This window comes from Actinomadura sp. 6K520 (assembly GCF_004349245.1).
Lineage (GTDB): Bacteria > Actinomycetota > Actinomycetes > Streptosporangiales > Streptosporangiaceae > Spirillospora.
Genome location: NZ_SMLC01000027.1, coordinates 1 through 14,114, shown reverse-complemented (window position 1 = coordinate 14,114; position 14,114 = coordinate 1). Strand labels below are relative to the sequence as shown.

The window sequence follows — 14,114 nt, the reverse complement described above, 5'->3', positions numbered from 1 at the left end:
CCAACTCAATAACCGGATCGTCCGGACGATCTTCTAACGTCGTCGGCATGAGCGAGTCATCTCGGCGCGGTGACGGGGTCCGCGAGGCACGCCCGCGCCTGGTCGGGCGGCGGCTGGCGCTGGTGTTCGCGGCGACCTTCCTGAGCCTGACCGGCGTGTTCCTGCTGCTCTCGGTCGTCCCGATGTACGCCGTGGACGGCGGGGCGGGCCAGGCCGGCGCGGGACTCGCGACGGGCTCGCTGATGCTGACGACGGTGCTCACCGAACTCGCGCTCCCCCGCCTGCTCATCCGGTTCGGATACGTGCCGGTGCTCGCGGCGGGGCTGCTGCTGCTCGGCCTGCCCGCGCTGGCGCTGACCGCCTCGTCCGGGATGGCGACGATCATCGCGGTGAGCCTGGTGCGCGGCGTCGGCTTCGGGATCGCGGTGGTGGTCCCGAACGCGCTGGTCGCGGCGCTCGCCCCGGCGGAGCGGCGCGGCGAGGCGCTCGGCCTGTTCGGGCTCACCGCCGGGCTGCCGACGCTGCTGGCGCTGCCGCTCGGGGTGTGGCTCGCCGGGCAGGTCGGCTACCCGCCGGTGTTCATCGCGGCCTCGGTGGCCTCGCTGGCGGCCCTCGCCGCGCTGCCCGGCCTGCCGCGCCGCCTGGCGTCCGGGTCCGCGCGGGGGTCCCTCGGCATGACCGCGGCACTGCGGTCACCCGAACTGCTGCGTCCCGCGGCCGCGTTCGCCTCGACCGCGATGGCGGCGGGCATCCTGATCACGTTCCTGCCGGAGGCGGTCCCCGCCGCGGGGGTCGCGGCGGCGGCGCTGTTCGTCCAGCCGGCCGCCACGACGCTCACCCGCTGGCAGGCGGGACGCGCCGGGGACCGGCACGGCGCCGCCCGCCTGCTCGCGCCCGCGGTGCTCCTCGCGGCGGCGGGGATCGCGCTGCTGGTCCTCGTCCCGAACCCGGTCGCCGTGTTCGCCTCGATGATCCTGTTCGGCGCGGGGTTCGGGGTGACGCAGAACGCGAGCCTGGCGATGATGTACGAGCGGGCGCCCGTGTCCGGCTACGGGACGGTCAGCGCGCTGTGGAACATCGGCTACGACGGCGGCATGGGCGCCGGCGGCGTCGCGTTCGGCCTCGCCGTCGCGCACACCGGCTACCCGGCCGCCTTCGCCCTCACCGCCGCGGTGATCTTCCTGTCCGTCCCGCTGGCGCTCCGCCGCCGCGCCGGCGGTCCCCCCGCCCGCTAACCGCGGGCGGGACGCGGGGGTTCCTGGGGACGGGCCGGGCCGCTCGCGGGCCTGCGGCGCGGGACGCCGTCCGGGGAGCGGGTGGCGGTCTCCGCCGGCCGGGCGGGTTCGGCCCGGCGGCCGGGCCCGGCATCCGCGACGGCGTCGGCCTCGGGGCCGGTCTCGGTGCCCGCGGGGAGGAGGCCGGACGTCTCCAGGTACTGGCGGCCCCTCGGGGTGAGGTCCCACGCGTTGTGCCGCCACTCCTTGCGGCGCCACACGACGCCCGCGGACAGCAGCTTGCGCCCGACGCGGCTGATCTCGGTCTCGTCGGTGCCGAGTTCGGTGGCGAGCTGCCGGTTGGACATGCCCGGCCGCCGGGACACCGCGACCAGGAAGCGCGCCGCGTGGCCCTCGGGCTGCAGCGCGAGCTGGAGGCCGGACGGGAGCCGCTTCAGCGCCCAGTGCACGACGTCGATCAGCCCGAGGATGCGGCCGCGCTGCTCGCGCTGCGGGGCGTCGAGGGCGTCGATGTCCAGGTAGTGGCGGTGCAGCCACTGCAGCCCGTCCTGGCATTCGACCAGTGCGGGCTCGTCCGCGCTCAGCGACGCGTCGGTGATGAGCATGCCGAGCGCGCTGAAGTGGCCGTCGCTGATGACCTTGGCGTGTTCCATCGCGTCGATGAGGCGCCGGACCTCGGTCCGGCGGTTGTGGACGGAGTCGGTCGCGGAGTCGTTCAAGGCACTCATGGTCGCTCCCCTGGGTTCGACGGGCACCGCCGGACTCCCCCAGACTGCGCCCTTGCCAAGTGAATGTCAAGTGACACATGTCCCGGTTCTGTAGCGGACGACACGAAAAGCGGTGCGCGGGAGAGTTAGCATCGATGCACCACCCGTGACCGTGCCTGTCAACTCCCCCGGGGGCGCTTATGACGGATCAGTTGGCTGCAGCCGCCTACCCGGCCGAACCAGCTGATCTCTTCGTCCATCTCTACGACTCGCTCGCGGACGACGTCTTCCAGGGGTGGACGGCCACGCACTGGTACGCCGAGGAAGGGGTGCGCCGCGAGGCGAACGAGATCGCCGAGACGGTGCTGGAGCACGGCGTCCTCGACCCCGCGGAGACGGCGCGGATCATCGCCGCCCGCGGCGACCTCGGCGCGTTCACGATCCTGCTCGGGCTCGACACCGCGCTGGCGCACGCGAGCCCGTACGCGCCGTACCACGACGCGCCCGCGCTCTCCGGGGTCCTGGTCAACTACCTGACCGAGGGGAGGATGAACGGGCCCGGGACGACGGGTGCGCTGCTCCCCCGCTGCGCGTTCCCCGGCCGGCCGCGCGGGGCGCGCGCCAAGGCGGAGTTCTTCGGAGTCCACCGCGTCCCCCAGGCGCAGTGGGAGCGCATCGACCACACCGTGCTGCCCGCGGTGAACGACCCGCACTTCAGCCGGGACGAGCCCGTCACGGTCGGCTGCGCGCCCGTGCTGGAGACGTTCGACGACGTCGACATCCGGTTCGAGGAACGGGACGGGCTGACCGTCTACCGGCTCCGCCCGATGGACTCGTCCGGCATCCGCAGCCGCATCAAGGCGATCGTCCGGCGGCTGGACGAGTCCGGCGCGCAGCTCGCGGTGATGCCGGAGGCGTCGCTGTCGGACGCGCTGCTGGAGCACTGGAAGGAGGTCGCGTTCGACAGCGCCGGACGCGATCGGGACCGCCGCCCGCTGCGCTTCCTGCTGCTCGGCAGCGGCCCGCTCGGGCGGGACGACCCGCCGCCGAACCGCGCCGTCCTCCTCGACCGCTGGACGGGGCAGGAGCTCCTCGTCCAGGACAAGCTGTCCGGTTTCACGCTGGACGCCGGGCAGATGAGGCTGTGGCGGCTGCCGGACGCCCCGGCCGCCGGGACGGCCGTGGAGTACGCGCGGCGCGGCACGCGGATCCGGGTGCTCGACTCCTCGCTCGGCCGGCTCGCCGTGCTGATCTGCGAGGACCTCGGCCGGTCGACCGGCTGGGAGCGGGAGCTGGAGGCGTGCGGGGTGTCGCACCTGCTCGTCCCGATCTTCTCCAAGCCGATCCTGGAGCACCGCTGGGAGGACCAGGGCTCCGAACGGCAGGTGATGACGCTCGGCAGCTGGGTCACGGTGTCCAACAGCCTCGCGATCGGCGCCGCCATCCCCGACGACGACCTGCCCGGCCCCCGCTACACCTGCCTCGTGTCGGGGCCGCAGCGGCTGGACCGCGACGCCTACGTCACCGAACGGCAGTTCGGCGTCGCGCGCACGGGTGGCGAGCTCGGCCGCCTGCCCACGTCGGAGCTGCCCCGCGTGTTCCCGGGCGCCGCCTACGACGTCTGGCACCCCCACTGGCGGGACCCCGCGCAGGTCACTCGACCGTGAAGACGGCCGGGGCGGTCACCGCGCCGGCCGGGGTGAGTACCACCGGCGGTCCCGAGGTGGCGCCCGGCGGGACGGCGGTCCGGATGAGCGTGTCCCCCGCGTCGGTGATGCGCGACTGCGCGGCACCGAACCGGACCGCGGTCGCGGAGCCGAGTCCGCCGCCGTGCAGGGCGACCACGGTGCCGACCGGGCCGCTCGCCGGCTCGACCGCGGTGATCCGGGGCGCGAGGGCCTGGTCGCGTCCGTGCGGCGCCTGGGCGAGGAGCGTCCCGAAGACGCTGCGGAGCTTCTCGGACGTCTCGCGGGAGAACAGCCCGACGAGCGCGGCGATGGCCGCGATGCCGTACGGGTTGATGTCGGACGCGCCGCCCGTCGGGGACGTCAGGCCGCCGCGCAGCACGAGGTAGACGATCAGCCCGAGCAGCGCGCCGACGAACGGGAGCAGCAGGTACATCATCAGCCAGCTGCGCCGCAGCGCCCGGTTGCCGACGTACCAGTAGAACGACCGCAGCACGTGCACGGCGGCGCCCAGCGCGCCCGCGGCCATGACGACCACGAACAGGCTCGTCTCGCGGGACAGCGTGGGCGACCAGCCGGGCAGCTCGACGGTCGTGGCGCGCGCGGCCGGCTCGGTCCGGCCGTCCGGCGCGATCTCCGGCGCGGGCGGCCACGCCTGCACGAGGACGATCACGAGCAGGGCGGTGAGGGCGAGGAGGAGGATCGCGGCGACGATGATGTCCCGGGTGCGGGCGTACCCGGATCCGACCGGCGACTCTGTCACGGCTCTCCCTCGGTCGCGTCTCCCGCGGGATTATCGCAGGGGCATGGGACGGTCTTCCGGCGAACGGCGGACCGGGCCGCGGGCCGACGGCGCCGCGGATTCCGACAAGCCATTGCAAATTGGTGGAGTCTTCATTAACGGTTCGCAGGCGGACGAAGACCCCGTTCTACGCTCCGGCCATGCGCCGAACAGCAGCAGCACTCGCGACCGTCCTCGCCGCCGGGCTCGCCGGCGGTGTCCAGTCGGCCGCCGCGGCGGAGCCGCCCACCTGCGGCACCCCCGCGGACCACCGGATCGCCGAGGTCCAGGGCGGCGGCGACGCGAGCCCGGTGGCAGGGCGGACCGTCCGGGTCGAAGGCGTCGTCACCGCGGACTTCCAGCGGCCCGACCAGCTCAGCGGCTTCTTCATCCAGGACCCGGCCCCCGACCGCGACCCGCGGACCTCCGAAGGGATCTTCGTCTACTCGACGCGGGAGGTCGCGGAGGGCGACCGGGTCCTCGTGACCGGCCGGGCCGTCGAGTACAACGGGCTCACCGAACTGTCGCCCGTCTCGGCCGTGGACGTGTGCGGGAAGGGCCGGGTGGCCCCGGCCCCCGTCCGGCTCCCGCTCAAGGGCGGCGCCGGCCTTGAGCGGTACGAGGGCATGCTGCTGAGGTTCGGGCAGAAGCTCACCGCCACCGAGACCTACACCCTCGGACGGTACGGAGAGGTCACCGTGTCGGCCGGGGACCGCCTCTTCCAGCCCACCGACGGGCACGGCTCCACCCAGGCGGGCAACGACGCGCGCAGGCTCCTCGTCGACGACGCCTCGAACGTCCAGAACCCGGACACGATCCCGTACACCGACCCGCGCGTCCTGCGGATCGGCGACTCGACGCATGGGCTGACCGGCGTCCTCGGCTACGGCTTCGGCGAGTACCGCCTGCAGCCGACCAGGCGGGCCCGCTTCGCCAACACGAACCGGCGGCCCGCCAAGCCCCGGCACGTCGGCGGCAACGTGCGCGTCGCGAGCTTCAACACCCTGAACTGGTTCACGACGCTCGGCGAGCGCGGCGCGGACACGGCCGCGGAGCAGGAGCGGCAACTCGTTAAGCTGACCGCCGCGCTCAACGGCCTGGACGCCGACGTCGTGGGGCTCATGGAGGTCGAGAACAACGGCGACACCGCCGTCAAGGCGCTGGTCGACCGGCTCAACCAGGCCGCCGGCGCCGGGACGTACGCGTGGGTGCGGCACCCGTCCCCGGGGACGGACGCGATCCATGTCGCGCTCGTCTACAAGCCGGCGAAGGTCACGCCCGCCGGTGCCGCGCGGTCGTCGGCGGACCCGGTCTTCGACCGGCCGCCGCTGGTGCAGACGTTCCGGCCCGCGTCGGGCGGCACGCCGTTCACGGTCATCGTCAACCACTTCAAGTCGAAGGGGTGCGCCGACGCCACCGGGCCGGACGCGGACCAGGGCGACGGCCAGGGCTGCTACAACGCCCGCCGCGTCGCCCAGGCCACGGCGATCGGCGCGATCGCCGCGGAGTCGGCGAACCCGCTCGTCATCGGCGACCTCAACGCCTACGCGGCCGAGGACCCGGTCAAGGTGCTGGCCGGCGCCGGGCTCGCCAGCCAGACCAGGCGGTTCGTCCGCCCGGCAGAGCGGTACAGCTACGTGTTCGGCGGACAGTCGGGCGAGCTGGACCACGCGCTGGCCGGGAAGTCGCTGTCGCGGCACGTGACGGGCGCGACCATCTGGCACATCAACAGCGACGAGCCGCTGTTCCTCGACTACAACACCGAGTTCAACCCGCCGGAGTTCTACCGGCCGGACGCGTTCCGCTCGTCCGACCACGATCCCGTCCTGGTGGGGCTCCGCCTGCGCTGACCCGTATTGGGCCGGCCGTCCAAGAAGCGGCGGCCGGCCCCTGGAACACGGCGGGGGCCGCGCGTATGATCCGGGTCACATTCCTAGTGATCGGTGCGCTCACATGACCGAAGCCGTGTCCGCCGCCTCCGGGTCCGCCGCCTCCGCTCCCTACGCCGCTCCCCGTCTCGCGTTCGGCATCGGCCCGGACGGGGCCTACACCAGACCCGGGCAGGCCGCCGCGTTCGTCCTCGGCGTCCTCACGATGTTCGCGTTCCTGCCGCTCATGGTGGTGGCCGCCCTCCTGTACACCAAGGCCGAGACCGTGTTCCCCGAGGACGCCGAGCGGGCCCGCAGGCTGGTCAACTGGTCCTGGATCAGCATCACCGCGCCCGTCGCGATCGCCGCCGCCGCCGGTGCCGTCCTGGTCCTCATGGCGTTGGCGGCCTGACGGGAAGAGGACGGGCCCCGGGCGGGTTGGGGCACGGTATGAGCGTGTCCTTCTCCGTCCTCGACCTCGCGCCCGTCGTCAGCGGCGGCACGTCCGCCGAGGCGCTGCGCAACACCCTCGACCTGGCCCGGCGCACCGAGCGGCTCGGCTACCACCGGTACTGGCTGGCCGAGCACCACGCGATGCCCGGCATCGCCAGCTCCGCGACCGCCGTGCTGATCGGGCAGGTCGCGGCGGTGACGTCCACCATGCGGATCGGCTCCGGCGGGGTCATGCTGCCGAACCACGCGCCGATGGTGGTCGCCGAGCAGTTCGGGACGCTGGAGGCGCTGTACCCGGGGCGCATCGACCTCGGCCTGGGCCGCGCCCCCGGCACCGACCAGGCCACCGCGCGGGCGCTGCGGCGCTCCCCGGACGCCCTGTCGGTCGACGACTTCCCCGAGCAGGTCATCGAGCTGCGCGGCTACTTCGGCGCGGACAGCAAGGTCACGCCCGCCGCCGGCAACGAGCCGCCGATCTGGCTGCTCGGGTCCAGCGGGTACAGCGCGCGGCTCGCCGGCCTGCTCGGGATGCCGTTCGCGTTCGCGCACCACTTCAGCGCCGCGAACACGGTGCCGGCGCTGAAGCTGTACCGCGAGTCGTTCCGCCCCGGCGCGCTGGACGAGCCGTACTCGATGATCGGCGTCTCGGTCACGGCCGCCGAGTCCGACGAGCGGGCGCGGGAGCTCGCGATGCCGCAGGCGCTGGCTTTCCTGCGGCTGCGGCAGGGCCACCCGGGCCCGCTGCCGTCCCCGGAGGAGGCGGCGGCGTACCCGTACACGCCGCTGGAGCGCCAGATGATCGACTCGCGGCTGGCGGAGCAGGTGGTGGGCGCCCCGGAGACCGTCCAGAAGGAGATGGACGCGCTGATCGAGCGGACGGCCGTGGACGAGGTCATGGTCATGACGCAGGTCTTCGACCACGCCGACCGGCTGCGTTCCTACGAGATCCTCGCCGACCGCCTGCTCGCGCGGCGCGACGTTGAGGAGTGGGCCGGAAACCGAGGCCAGGGCCGGTGACACCCGTGGTCGGCCCGTGGCCGCGCCTACGATGGACCGTACGGGACGGCGAAAGGCGCCCCGCGAAATAGACACCCTGCACAAAGGATGGCGATGCCGCCCACGCTGGCCTCGGTCGCCGCGCTGCCTCAGCTCGGCCTGCGGTCGCTGACCGGCCCGCTCCCGGACACGGACGTCGGGTGGGTCGCGGTCAGCGAGCTCGAGGACCCGACGCCGTTCCTGGAGGGCGGTGAGCTCCTCCTGACGACGGGCATGCGGCTGACCCCGGCGAGCGCCGCCGGCTACGTGTCCCGGCTCGTCGGGCGCGGTGTCGCGGGGCTCGGGTTCGCGGTCGGCGTCGTCCACGACACCGTCCCGGGCGAGCTGCTCGCCGCGGCCCGCGACCAGGGGCTCGCCCTGCTGGAGGTGCCGCGCCCGACCCCGTTCATCGCCGTCGGCAAGGCGGTGTCGCGGATGCTCGCCGCCGAGTGGTACGAGGACGTGACCCGCGCGTTCCGGGCGCAGCGGGAGCTGACCCGCGCCGCGCTCACCGGGCGGGGCGCGCTGGTCGCCCGGCTGGCCCGGCTGCTCGGCGGCTGGGCGCTGCTGCTCGACCCGTCCGGCGGCGTGCTGCACGCCGAACCGGCGTCCGCCGCCCGCCGCGCCGGGGCGCTGACGCCCGAGCTGACCCGCCTCCGGGGGTCGCCGAGGGCGCGGGGCACCGAGCCACCGGCGGCGCGGGGCACGGAGCCACCGGCGGCACGGGGCACCGACGCCCCGTCCGCGAGCGTGGCGCTCTCGCTGCCGGGCGAGCACATCGCGGTGCAGCGGATCGGGCTGGGCGAGCGGCCCCGCGGGTTCCTCGCCGTCGGGACGGACGCGCCGCTCCCCCACGTCGCGCACACGATCGTGGGGGCGGCCGTCGCGCTGCTGACCCTCCAGTCGGAGACGCCGCGGACCGGCCGGGACCTGCGCGCCTCGCTCGCGGCGCTGCTGCTCGGCCGCCCGGAGGACGGCCCGGCGGTGCCGCGCGGCCCGGTCCGGGTGCTGGCCTGCGCGGGCGGCGCGGCCGTCCTGGACGTGCTGGAGTCCGATCCCGCCGCCGGACGCGGCCTCGCGCTCCCGCTGGACGGCCACGTCGCCGTGCTCGTCCCGGACGAGGCGAGCGGGGCGGTCGAGTCGCTGCTGGCGGGCACCGGCCCCGTCGGCGTCAGCGACCCGGCCTCGGGGGACCTGACCGCCGCGCTCCGGCAGGCCGGCGACGCGCTGGCGGCGGCCACCCGCTCGGGACGGGACGTCGTGCGCCATGCCGAGCTTCCGGGGCAGGGCGTCCTCGGCCTGCTGGACCCGCGATCGGCGCGCGCCTTCGCCGCCGCGCTCCTCGCCCCGCTCCGCGAGGAGGACCTGGTCGGCACCGTCCGGGCGTACGTCGCGGCCAACGGGCAGGGCGAGGCGGCGGCGCGGGCGCTCGGCGTCCACCGGCACACCCTGCGGTCGCGGATGCGCAGGGCCGCCGACGTCCTGGGCCGCGACCCCGACGACCCGGCGGTCCGCGCCGAACTGTGGATCGCCCTGGCCGTCATGTCCAACGACGACACCCGGATTCGACATCGTGGAGACTCGCATTCGTCCGCGCCGTAGGTAGCGTGAACGCATGAACGCGACCCCATTCTGGCTGGCCGGCCGGCCCGAGACCGGTGACGGCGAGCTGACCGTTACGCATCCCTACGACGGCCGGGTGGTCGGGACGGCGGCCGTGCCGACACCCGCCCAGGTGGAGGAGGCGGTCGCCGCCGCCGACGCCCTCCGCAAGGAGGCCGCGGCGCTGCCGCTGCACGTGCGGGCCGACGCGCTCGCGCACGTGTCCGCGCGGATCGCCGAACGGGCCGCGGAGATCGCCCGCCTGATCACCGGCGAGAACGGCAAGCCGCTGCTGTGGGCGCGCGGCGAGGTCACCCGCGCGATCTCCACGTTCCGGTTCGCCGCCGAGGAGGCCCGCCGCTTCGGCGCCACCACGCAGCGGCTCGACACCGACCCCGCCGCCGAGGGCCGGATGGCGTACATCACCCGCGTGCCGAAGGGCCCGGTGCTCGGGATCTCGCCCTTCAACTTCCCGCTGAACCTCGCCGCCCACAAGATCGCCCCGGCGATCGCGGCGGGCACCCCGATCGTGCTCAAGCCCGCGCCCGCGACACCGCTGTCGGCGCTGCTCCTCGGCGAGCTGCTCGCCGAGACCGACCTGCCCGCCGGGATGTTCTCGATCCTGCCGGTGCCGAACGACCGGGCGCCCGCCCTCGTGGACGACCCGCGCCTGCCGATCGTGTCGTTCACCGGGTCGGTCCCCGTCGGCTGGGCGATCCGGGAACAGGCGCCCCGCAAGCACGTCACGCTGGAACTCGGCGGCAACGGCGCGGCGGTCGTCCTGCCCGACGCCGACCTCGACTGGGCCGCCGGGCGCATCGGGCTGTTCTCCAACTACCAGGCCGGGCAGAGCTGCATCGCCGTCCAGCGCGTGTACGTCGATCGGTCCGTGTACGACACGTTCCTGCCGAAGCTCGTCGACACCGTCGCGTCGCTGGTCACCGGTGACCCGTGGGACGAGAAGACGCAGGTCGGCCCACTGGTCAGCGAGGAGGCCGCCGAGCGCGTCGAAGCCTGGGTGGACGAGGCCGTCGCGGCGGGCGCGAAGGTCCTGACCGGCGGCACCCGCGAGGGCGCCGCCTACGCCCCGACCGTGCTCGCCGACGTCCCGGCCGACGCCAAGGTGTCCCGCGAGGAGATCTTCGGCCCGGTCATGATCGTGCAGCCGGTGGACGGCGTCGACGAGGCGTTCGACCTCGTCAACGACTCCAAGTTCGGCCTCCAGGCGGGCGTCTTCACCCGCAACCTCGACATCGCGTTCCGCGCGCACCGCGAACTGGAGGTCGGCGGCGTCGTGATCGGCGACGTCCCGTCCTACCGCGCCGACCAGATGCCGTACGGCGGCGTGAAGGACTCGGGCGTCGGCCGCGAGGGCCTCCGGTCGGCCATGGCCGACTACACCGAGGAGAAGGTGATGGTCTTCACGGGCCTGCCGCTGTAGCCGCGTCTCCGGCCGCGTCTCTAGTCGCGTCCCCGGGGCCCCGCGTACAGACCGGTGCGCAGGGCCCCGGCCGCCTCCGACAGGGCCTCCTGGAACCGCCCGCCGAGCGACCACATGTTGGCGAAGCCGTGGATGAGGTCCTCCTGGCGCCGCAGCGCGACCGGCACCCCGGCGTCCGCGAGGCGCCTGGCGAACTCCTCCCCCTCGTCCCGCAGCGGGTCGAAGCCCGCGGTGACCAGGTAGGTCGGCGGGAACCCGGCGAGCTCCCCGGCCAGCAGCGGCGACGCCATCGGCTCTGTCCTGCGCTCCGGCGGGCAGTAGTGGTCGCTGAACCACGTCATGTCGGCGTCGGTGAGGTAGAACCCCTCCCCGAACAGCTTCCGCGACGGGCGCCGGGACGACAGGTCGGTCGCCGGGTAGAACAGCAGCGCGAAGTCGGGCCTGCGGTCCGCGGACAACCCCACGACGGCGGCGAGGTTGCCGCCCGCGCTGTCTCCGCCGACCGCGACGGCACCCGGGTCGGCCCCGAGTTCCGCGGCGTTCTCGACCGCGTACTCGTACGCCGTGCGGGCGTCCTCGGCCGCCGCCGGATAGGGATGCTCGGGGGCGAGCCGGTACCCCACCGACAGGACCCGCACCTCCGCGTGCACCGCGAGGTACCGGCACACGGTGTCGTGGCTGTCGATGTCGCCGATGACCCATCCGCCGCCGTGGTAGAAGACGAGGAGGGGCGACCCCTCCGGCAGCGCCTTCGGCGTGTAGAGCCGGCCCGTGACGGTGTCCGCGATGGCCACCTCCCGGGTCCGCACCGGACGGCCGGGCTCCCCGCCGAGCATCTCCTTGGCCCGCGCGAGCCCCGCCCGCGCGTCCTCCGGCGACCCGCCGCCCAGCGACCGCTGGTCGAGCTTCGACATCAGCAGCAGGAGCTGCGCGTCCAGGGCCAGCTCCTGCCCGTCCCGCCGCACGGGCGCCCCGGCGATCAGACGCCTGAGGGGGCGGGGCAGCGCGAACACGGCACGGAGCACGGCACCGGCCGCCGCGGGCGAAACCAACTCGGTCAACTGCGGCATGCGATCCTCCAAGCCCAGGGGGTCCCGCCAACCGTACTCTCCGGTAGTCCCGGCCACATCCCCCGCCCGCGGCCGGGGACGGGACGTCCGGTCAGGTGCCCGAGCGGGTGCGGCGGCGGTAGTACGCGTAGGTCACGGCGGCGAGCAGCGGCCCCCACGCCACCAGCGGCACGTACGAGACGACGCCGAGGACGCCCTTCCAGTCGTCGAGATGGATGGGGAAGCCGTCCGGCAGCGGACGTCCCTGCATGGTCTCCTGGAAGAGCAGGACGTTCACGACCGACAGCGTCCACATCACGGTCAGGATCGCGGCGCCGGCGGCGGCCGGGACCACCGCGGCCGAGATCGGGACGCGGCGGCCGCGCAGGCCCGGTATCCACCGGGGGAACACCTCGCCCCAGCGGGCGATCAGCCCGACGGCGGTGAAGGCCACTGCCTCCGACAGGACCGAGAGGAGCACCACGTAGCCCTCCATGGGGAACCACCCCGGGAGGTCGCCGTTCACGTCGCCCTCCATGAGGGCGCCGTCGGTGATCGGCAGGTGGAGGCCGAAGGCCGCGACCCGCCACAGCCCCGAGGGCAGCACGACCAGCGGGACGGCCAGCGCGGCGATCCGCGCCCAGCGCGGGACACCGGGAACGGGGTCGTGCGCGGCCGCCCACGCGGCGCGCAGCCGCCCGGTCGCGGCCGGCCGGGTGGCCAGAACGGTCATGGCTGCCTCCTTCGGCTCGGTTCTCGTCCAGAACCCAAGGTCACAGCTCGGCCGCCCGTCCGGATCACCCACCGGACGCAGCGCGCTCCCCCGCACGGGGGAATCCGCCCCCCAGAGCGGGTCTACGCGGCGGGTCTGCGGAGCAGCAGGTTGGCCGCCGGGAAACGGTCGTGCTCGGTCGGTTCGCGGATCAGGCGGGCCATCTCGACCAGCCCGGCGTCGCGCAGCAGGGCGGAGAGCCGGCCGGGCGGCCAGCGATGGGCGCGGACGACCTTGTGGTCGAAGGCCAGGGGCGCGTCGCCGTCGCAGGTCTGGAAGGCGATCAGGACGTGGCCGCCGGGCGCCAGGACGCGGTGGAACTCGGCGAACGCCGCCGGGACGTCGCCCGGGTCCAGGTGGATGATCGAGTACCAGGCGAGAATCCCGCCCAGCCCGGCGTCCGGCAGGTCGAGGGCCGTCATCGTGCCCTCCGCGAAGCGGAGTCCCGGGTGCTCCTCGCGGGCCAGCGCGATCATCTCCGGGGACAGGTCGACACCGAACGCGGGGAGCCCGAGCGACGCCAGGTGGGCGGTGACGTGGCCGGGGCCGCAGCCGAGGTCGGCGACGGGGGCGCCGCCGCCCCGCACCAGCTCCGCGAACGCGGCGATCAAGGCGCGATCCACGGGCAGGTCGTCGAGGATGTCGCGGAACATGTCGGCGTAGCGGCCGGCGACGGCGTCGTAGCCGGCCCGGATGGCGGGTTCGGTCATGCAGGGGGACGGTACCGGGCCTGGCGGACGGCCGGGCCACCGGGAACCAGGCCGGAGAGGCCCCGCTCCACGGCCGCCGCGGCGCGGCGGCAGAACGCCTCGGGCTCGTCCGCCGCGTCGGGGTGCTCGGGGACGGGTTCGTCGGCCACGCCGTCGCGCAGGAGGTCCGCGGAGCGGACGCCCTGGGCCGCCGCGATCTCGTCCGCCCGCGCGACGGTCCGGTGGACGATCAGCGAGGCGCCCTCGGGCGGGAGCGGGGACAGCCACGCGTGCCGCGCCACGAGCACCCGGTCGGTGGGCAGCAGCGCCAGTGCCGCGCCGCCCGTGCCCTCGCCCAGCAGCAGGCAGAGCGTCGGCGAGGGGTGGGTGATCAGGTCGGCCAGGCAGCGGGCGATCTCGCCCGCGAGGCCGCCCTCCTCCGCCTCCGCAGACAGGGCGGCGCCCGGCGTGTCGACCACGGTGACCAGCGGCAGCGACAGCTCCGCGGCCAGCCGCATCCCGCGCCGCGCGACGCGCAGCCCGGCGGGTCCGAGGGGGTGGCCGCCGCGCTGGCTGCTCCGGTCCTGGCCCACGAGGACGCAGGGCGCGCCGCCGAAGCGCGCCAGGGTGAGCAGCATCCCCCGCTCGGCCTCCCCCTGGCCGGTGCCCGAGAGGGGTGTCACGTCCGTGGCGCCGTACCGGAGAAGTTCGCGGACCCCGGGGCGGCCGGGCCGCCGCGACCGCTCGATCGACTCCCACGCCGTCGTCTCCGGGAGGGGTTCCACGGGGGGACGGGC

Annotated in this window: 13 protein-coding genes; 7 read left to right on the top strand and 6 right to left on the bottom strand. The window is 74.8% G+C overall.

Going from position 1 to position 14,114, the window contains the following annotated elements:
* The first annotated feature begins 47 nt into the window (after window positions 1-47).
* A complete protein-coding gene (locus E1289_RS10035; RefSeq protein ID WP_131977909.1) occupies window positions 48-1,235 on the top strand; it encodes an MFS transporter in 1,188 nt (395 codons plus the stop codon).
* Here the strand turns inward: E1289_RS10035 and E1289_RS10030 are convergent.
* Window positions 1,232-1,963, bottom strand: coding sequence for a hypothetical protein (locus tag E1289_RS10030; protein WP_131977906.1), 732 nt, complete (start codon window positions 1,961-1,963; stop codon window positions 1,232-1,234). The genes E1289_RS10035 and E1289_RS10030 overlap by 4 nt on opposite strands.
* A 191-nt stretch (window positions 1,964-2,154) precedes the next feature.
* Between E1289_RS10030 and E1289_RS10025 the strand changes: the two genes are divergently transcribed.
* Window positions 2,155-3,609 (top strand): hypothetical protein, encoded by a 1,455-nt coding sequence (locus E1289_RS10025; protein WP_131977903.1) that lies wholly within the window; start codon window positions 2,155-2,157, stop codon window positions 3,607-3,609.
* Here the strand turns inward: E1289_RS10025 and E1289_RS10020 are convergent.
* Window positions 3,596-4,390: an IPT/TIG domain-containing protein gene (locus tag E1289_RS10020; RefSeq protein ID WP_131977900.1), complete on the bottom strand. Its 795-nt coding sequence runs from the start codon at window positions 4,388-4,390 to the stop codon at window positions 3,596-3,598. The two genes, E1289_RS10025 and E1289_RS10020, sit on opposite strands and share 14 nt — an antisense overlap.
* A gap of 179 nt (window positions 4,391-4,569) precedes the next feature.
* On the opposite strand from E1289_RS10020, the gene E1289_RS10015 reads away from it, so the two are divergent.
* The 5 genes from E1289_RS10015 (at window position 4,570) to E1289_RS09995 (ending at window position 10,807) form a co-directional block, all read left to right on the top strand.
* Window positions 4,570-6,258 carry an ExeM/NucH family extracellular endonuclease gene (locus E1289_RS10015; protein ID WP_131977897.1) on the top strand — a complete coding sequence of 563 codons (1,689 nt, stop codon included), beginning with the start codon at window positions 4,570-4,572 and terminating at the stop codon, window positions 6,256-6,258.
* A gap of 103 nt (window positions 6,259-6,361) precedes the next feature.
* Window positions 6,362-6,688: a hypothetical protein gene (locus E1289_RS10010; RefSeq protein WP_131977894.1), complete on the top strand. Its 327-nt coding sequence runs from the start codon at window positions 6,362-6,364 to the stop codon at window positions 6,686-6,688.
* A gap of 38 nt (window positions 6,689-6,726) precedes the next feature.
* Entirely contained in the window at window positions 6,727-7,746 is a 1,020-nt protein-coding gene (locus E1289_RS10005; protein WP_131977891.1) for an LLM class flavin-dependent oxidoreductase, read from the top strand.
* Window positions 7,747-7,839: 93 nt separating this feature from the next.
* Complete coding sequence (locus tag E1289_RS10000; RefSeq protein ID WP_131977888.1) at window positions 7,840-9,366, top strand: PucR family transcriptional regulator; 1,527 nt, start codon at window positions 7,840-7,842, stop codon at window positions 9,364-9,366.
* Between the two features lie 13 nt (window positions 9,367-9,379).
* Window positions 9,380-10,807: an aldehyde dehydrogenase family protein gene (locus tag E1289_RS09995; protein WP_131977885.1), complete on the top strand. Its 1,428-nt coding sequence runs from the start codon at window positions 9,380-9,382 to the stop codon at window positions 10,805-10,807.
* Between the two features lie 20 nt (window positions 10,808-10,827).
* On the opposite strand, the gene E1289_RS09990 is transcribed toward E1289_RS09995, so the two are convergent.
* The 4 genes from E1289_RS09990 to E1289_RS09975 form a co-directional block, all read right to left on the bottom strand.
* Window positions 10,828-11,877 carry an alpha/beta hydrolase gene (locus E1289_RS09990; protein WP_131977882.1) on the bottom strand — a complete coding sequence of 350 codons (1,050 nt, stop codon included), beginning with the start codon at window positions 11,875-11,877 and terminating at the stop codon, window positions 10,828-10,830.
* Window positions 11,878-11,968: 91 nt separating this feature from the next.
* Entirely contained in the window at window positions 11,969-12,589 is a 621-nt protein-coding gene (locus E1289_RS09985) for a hypothetical protein (RefSeq protein WP_131977879.1), read from the bottom strand.
* A gap of 122 nt (window positions 12,590-12,711) precedes the next feature.
* Entirely contained in the window at window positions 12,712-13,338 is a 627-nt protein-coding gene (locus tag E1289_RS09980) for a class I SAM-dependent methyltransferase (protein WP_131977876.1), read from the bottom strand.
* Window positions 13,335-14,114: carboxyl transferase domain-containing protein (locus E1289_RS09975; RefSeq protein WP_279487208.1), on the bottom strand; the 780-nt coding region annotated here is incomplete at its 5' end. The genes E1289_RS09980 and E1289_RS09975, both read right to left, overlap by 4 nt.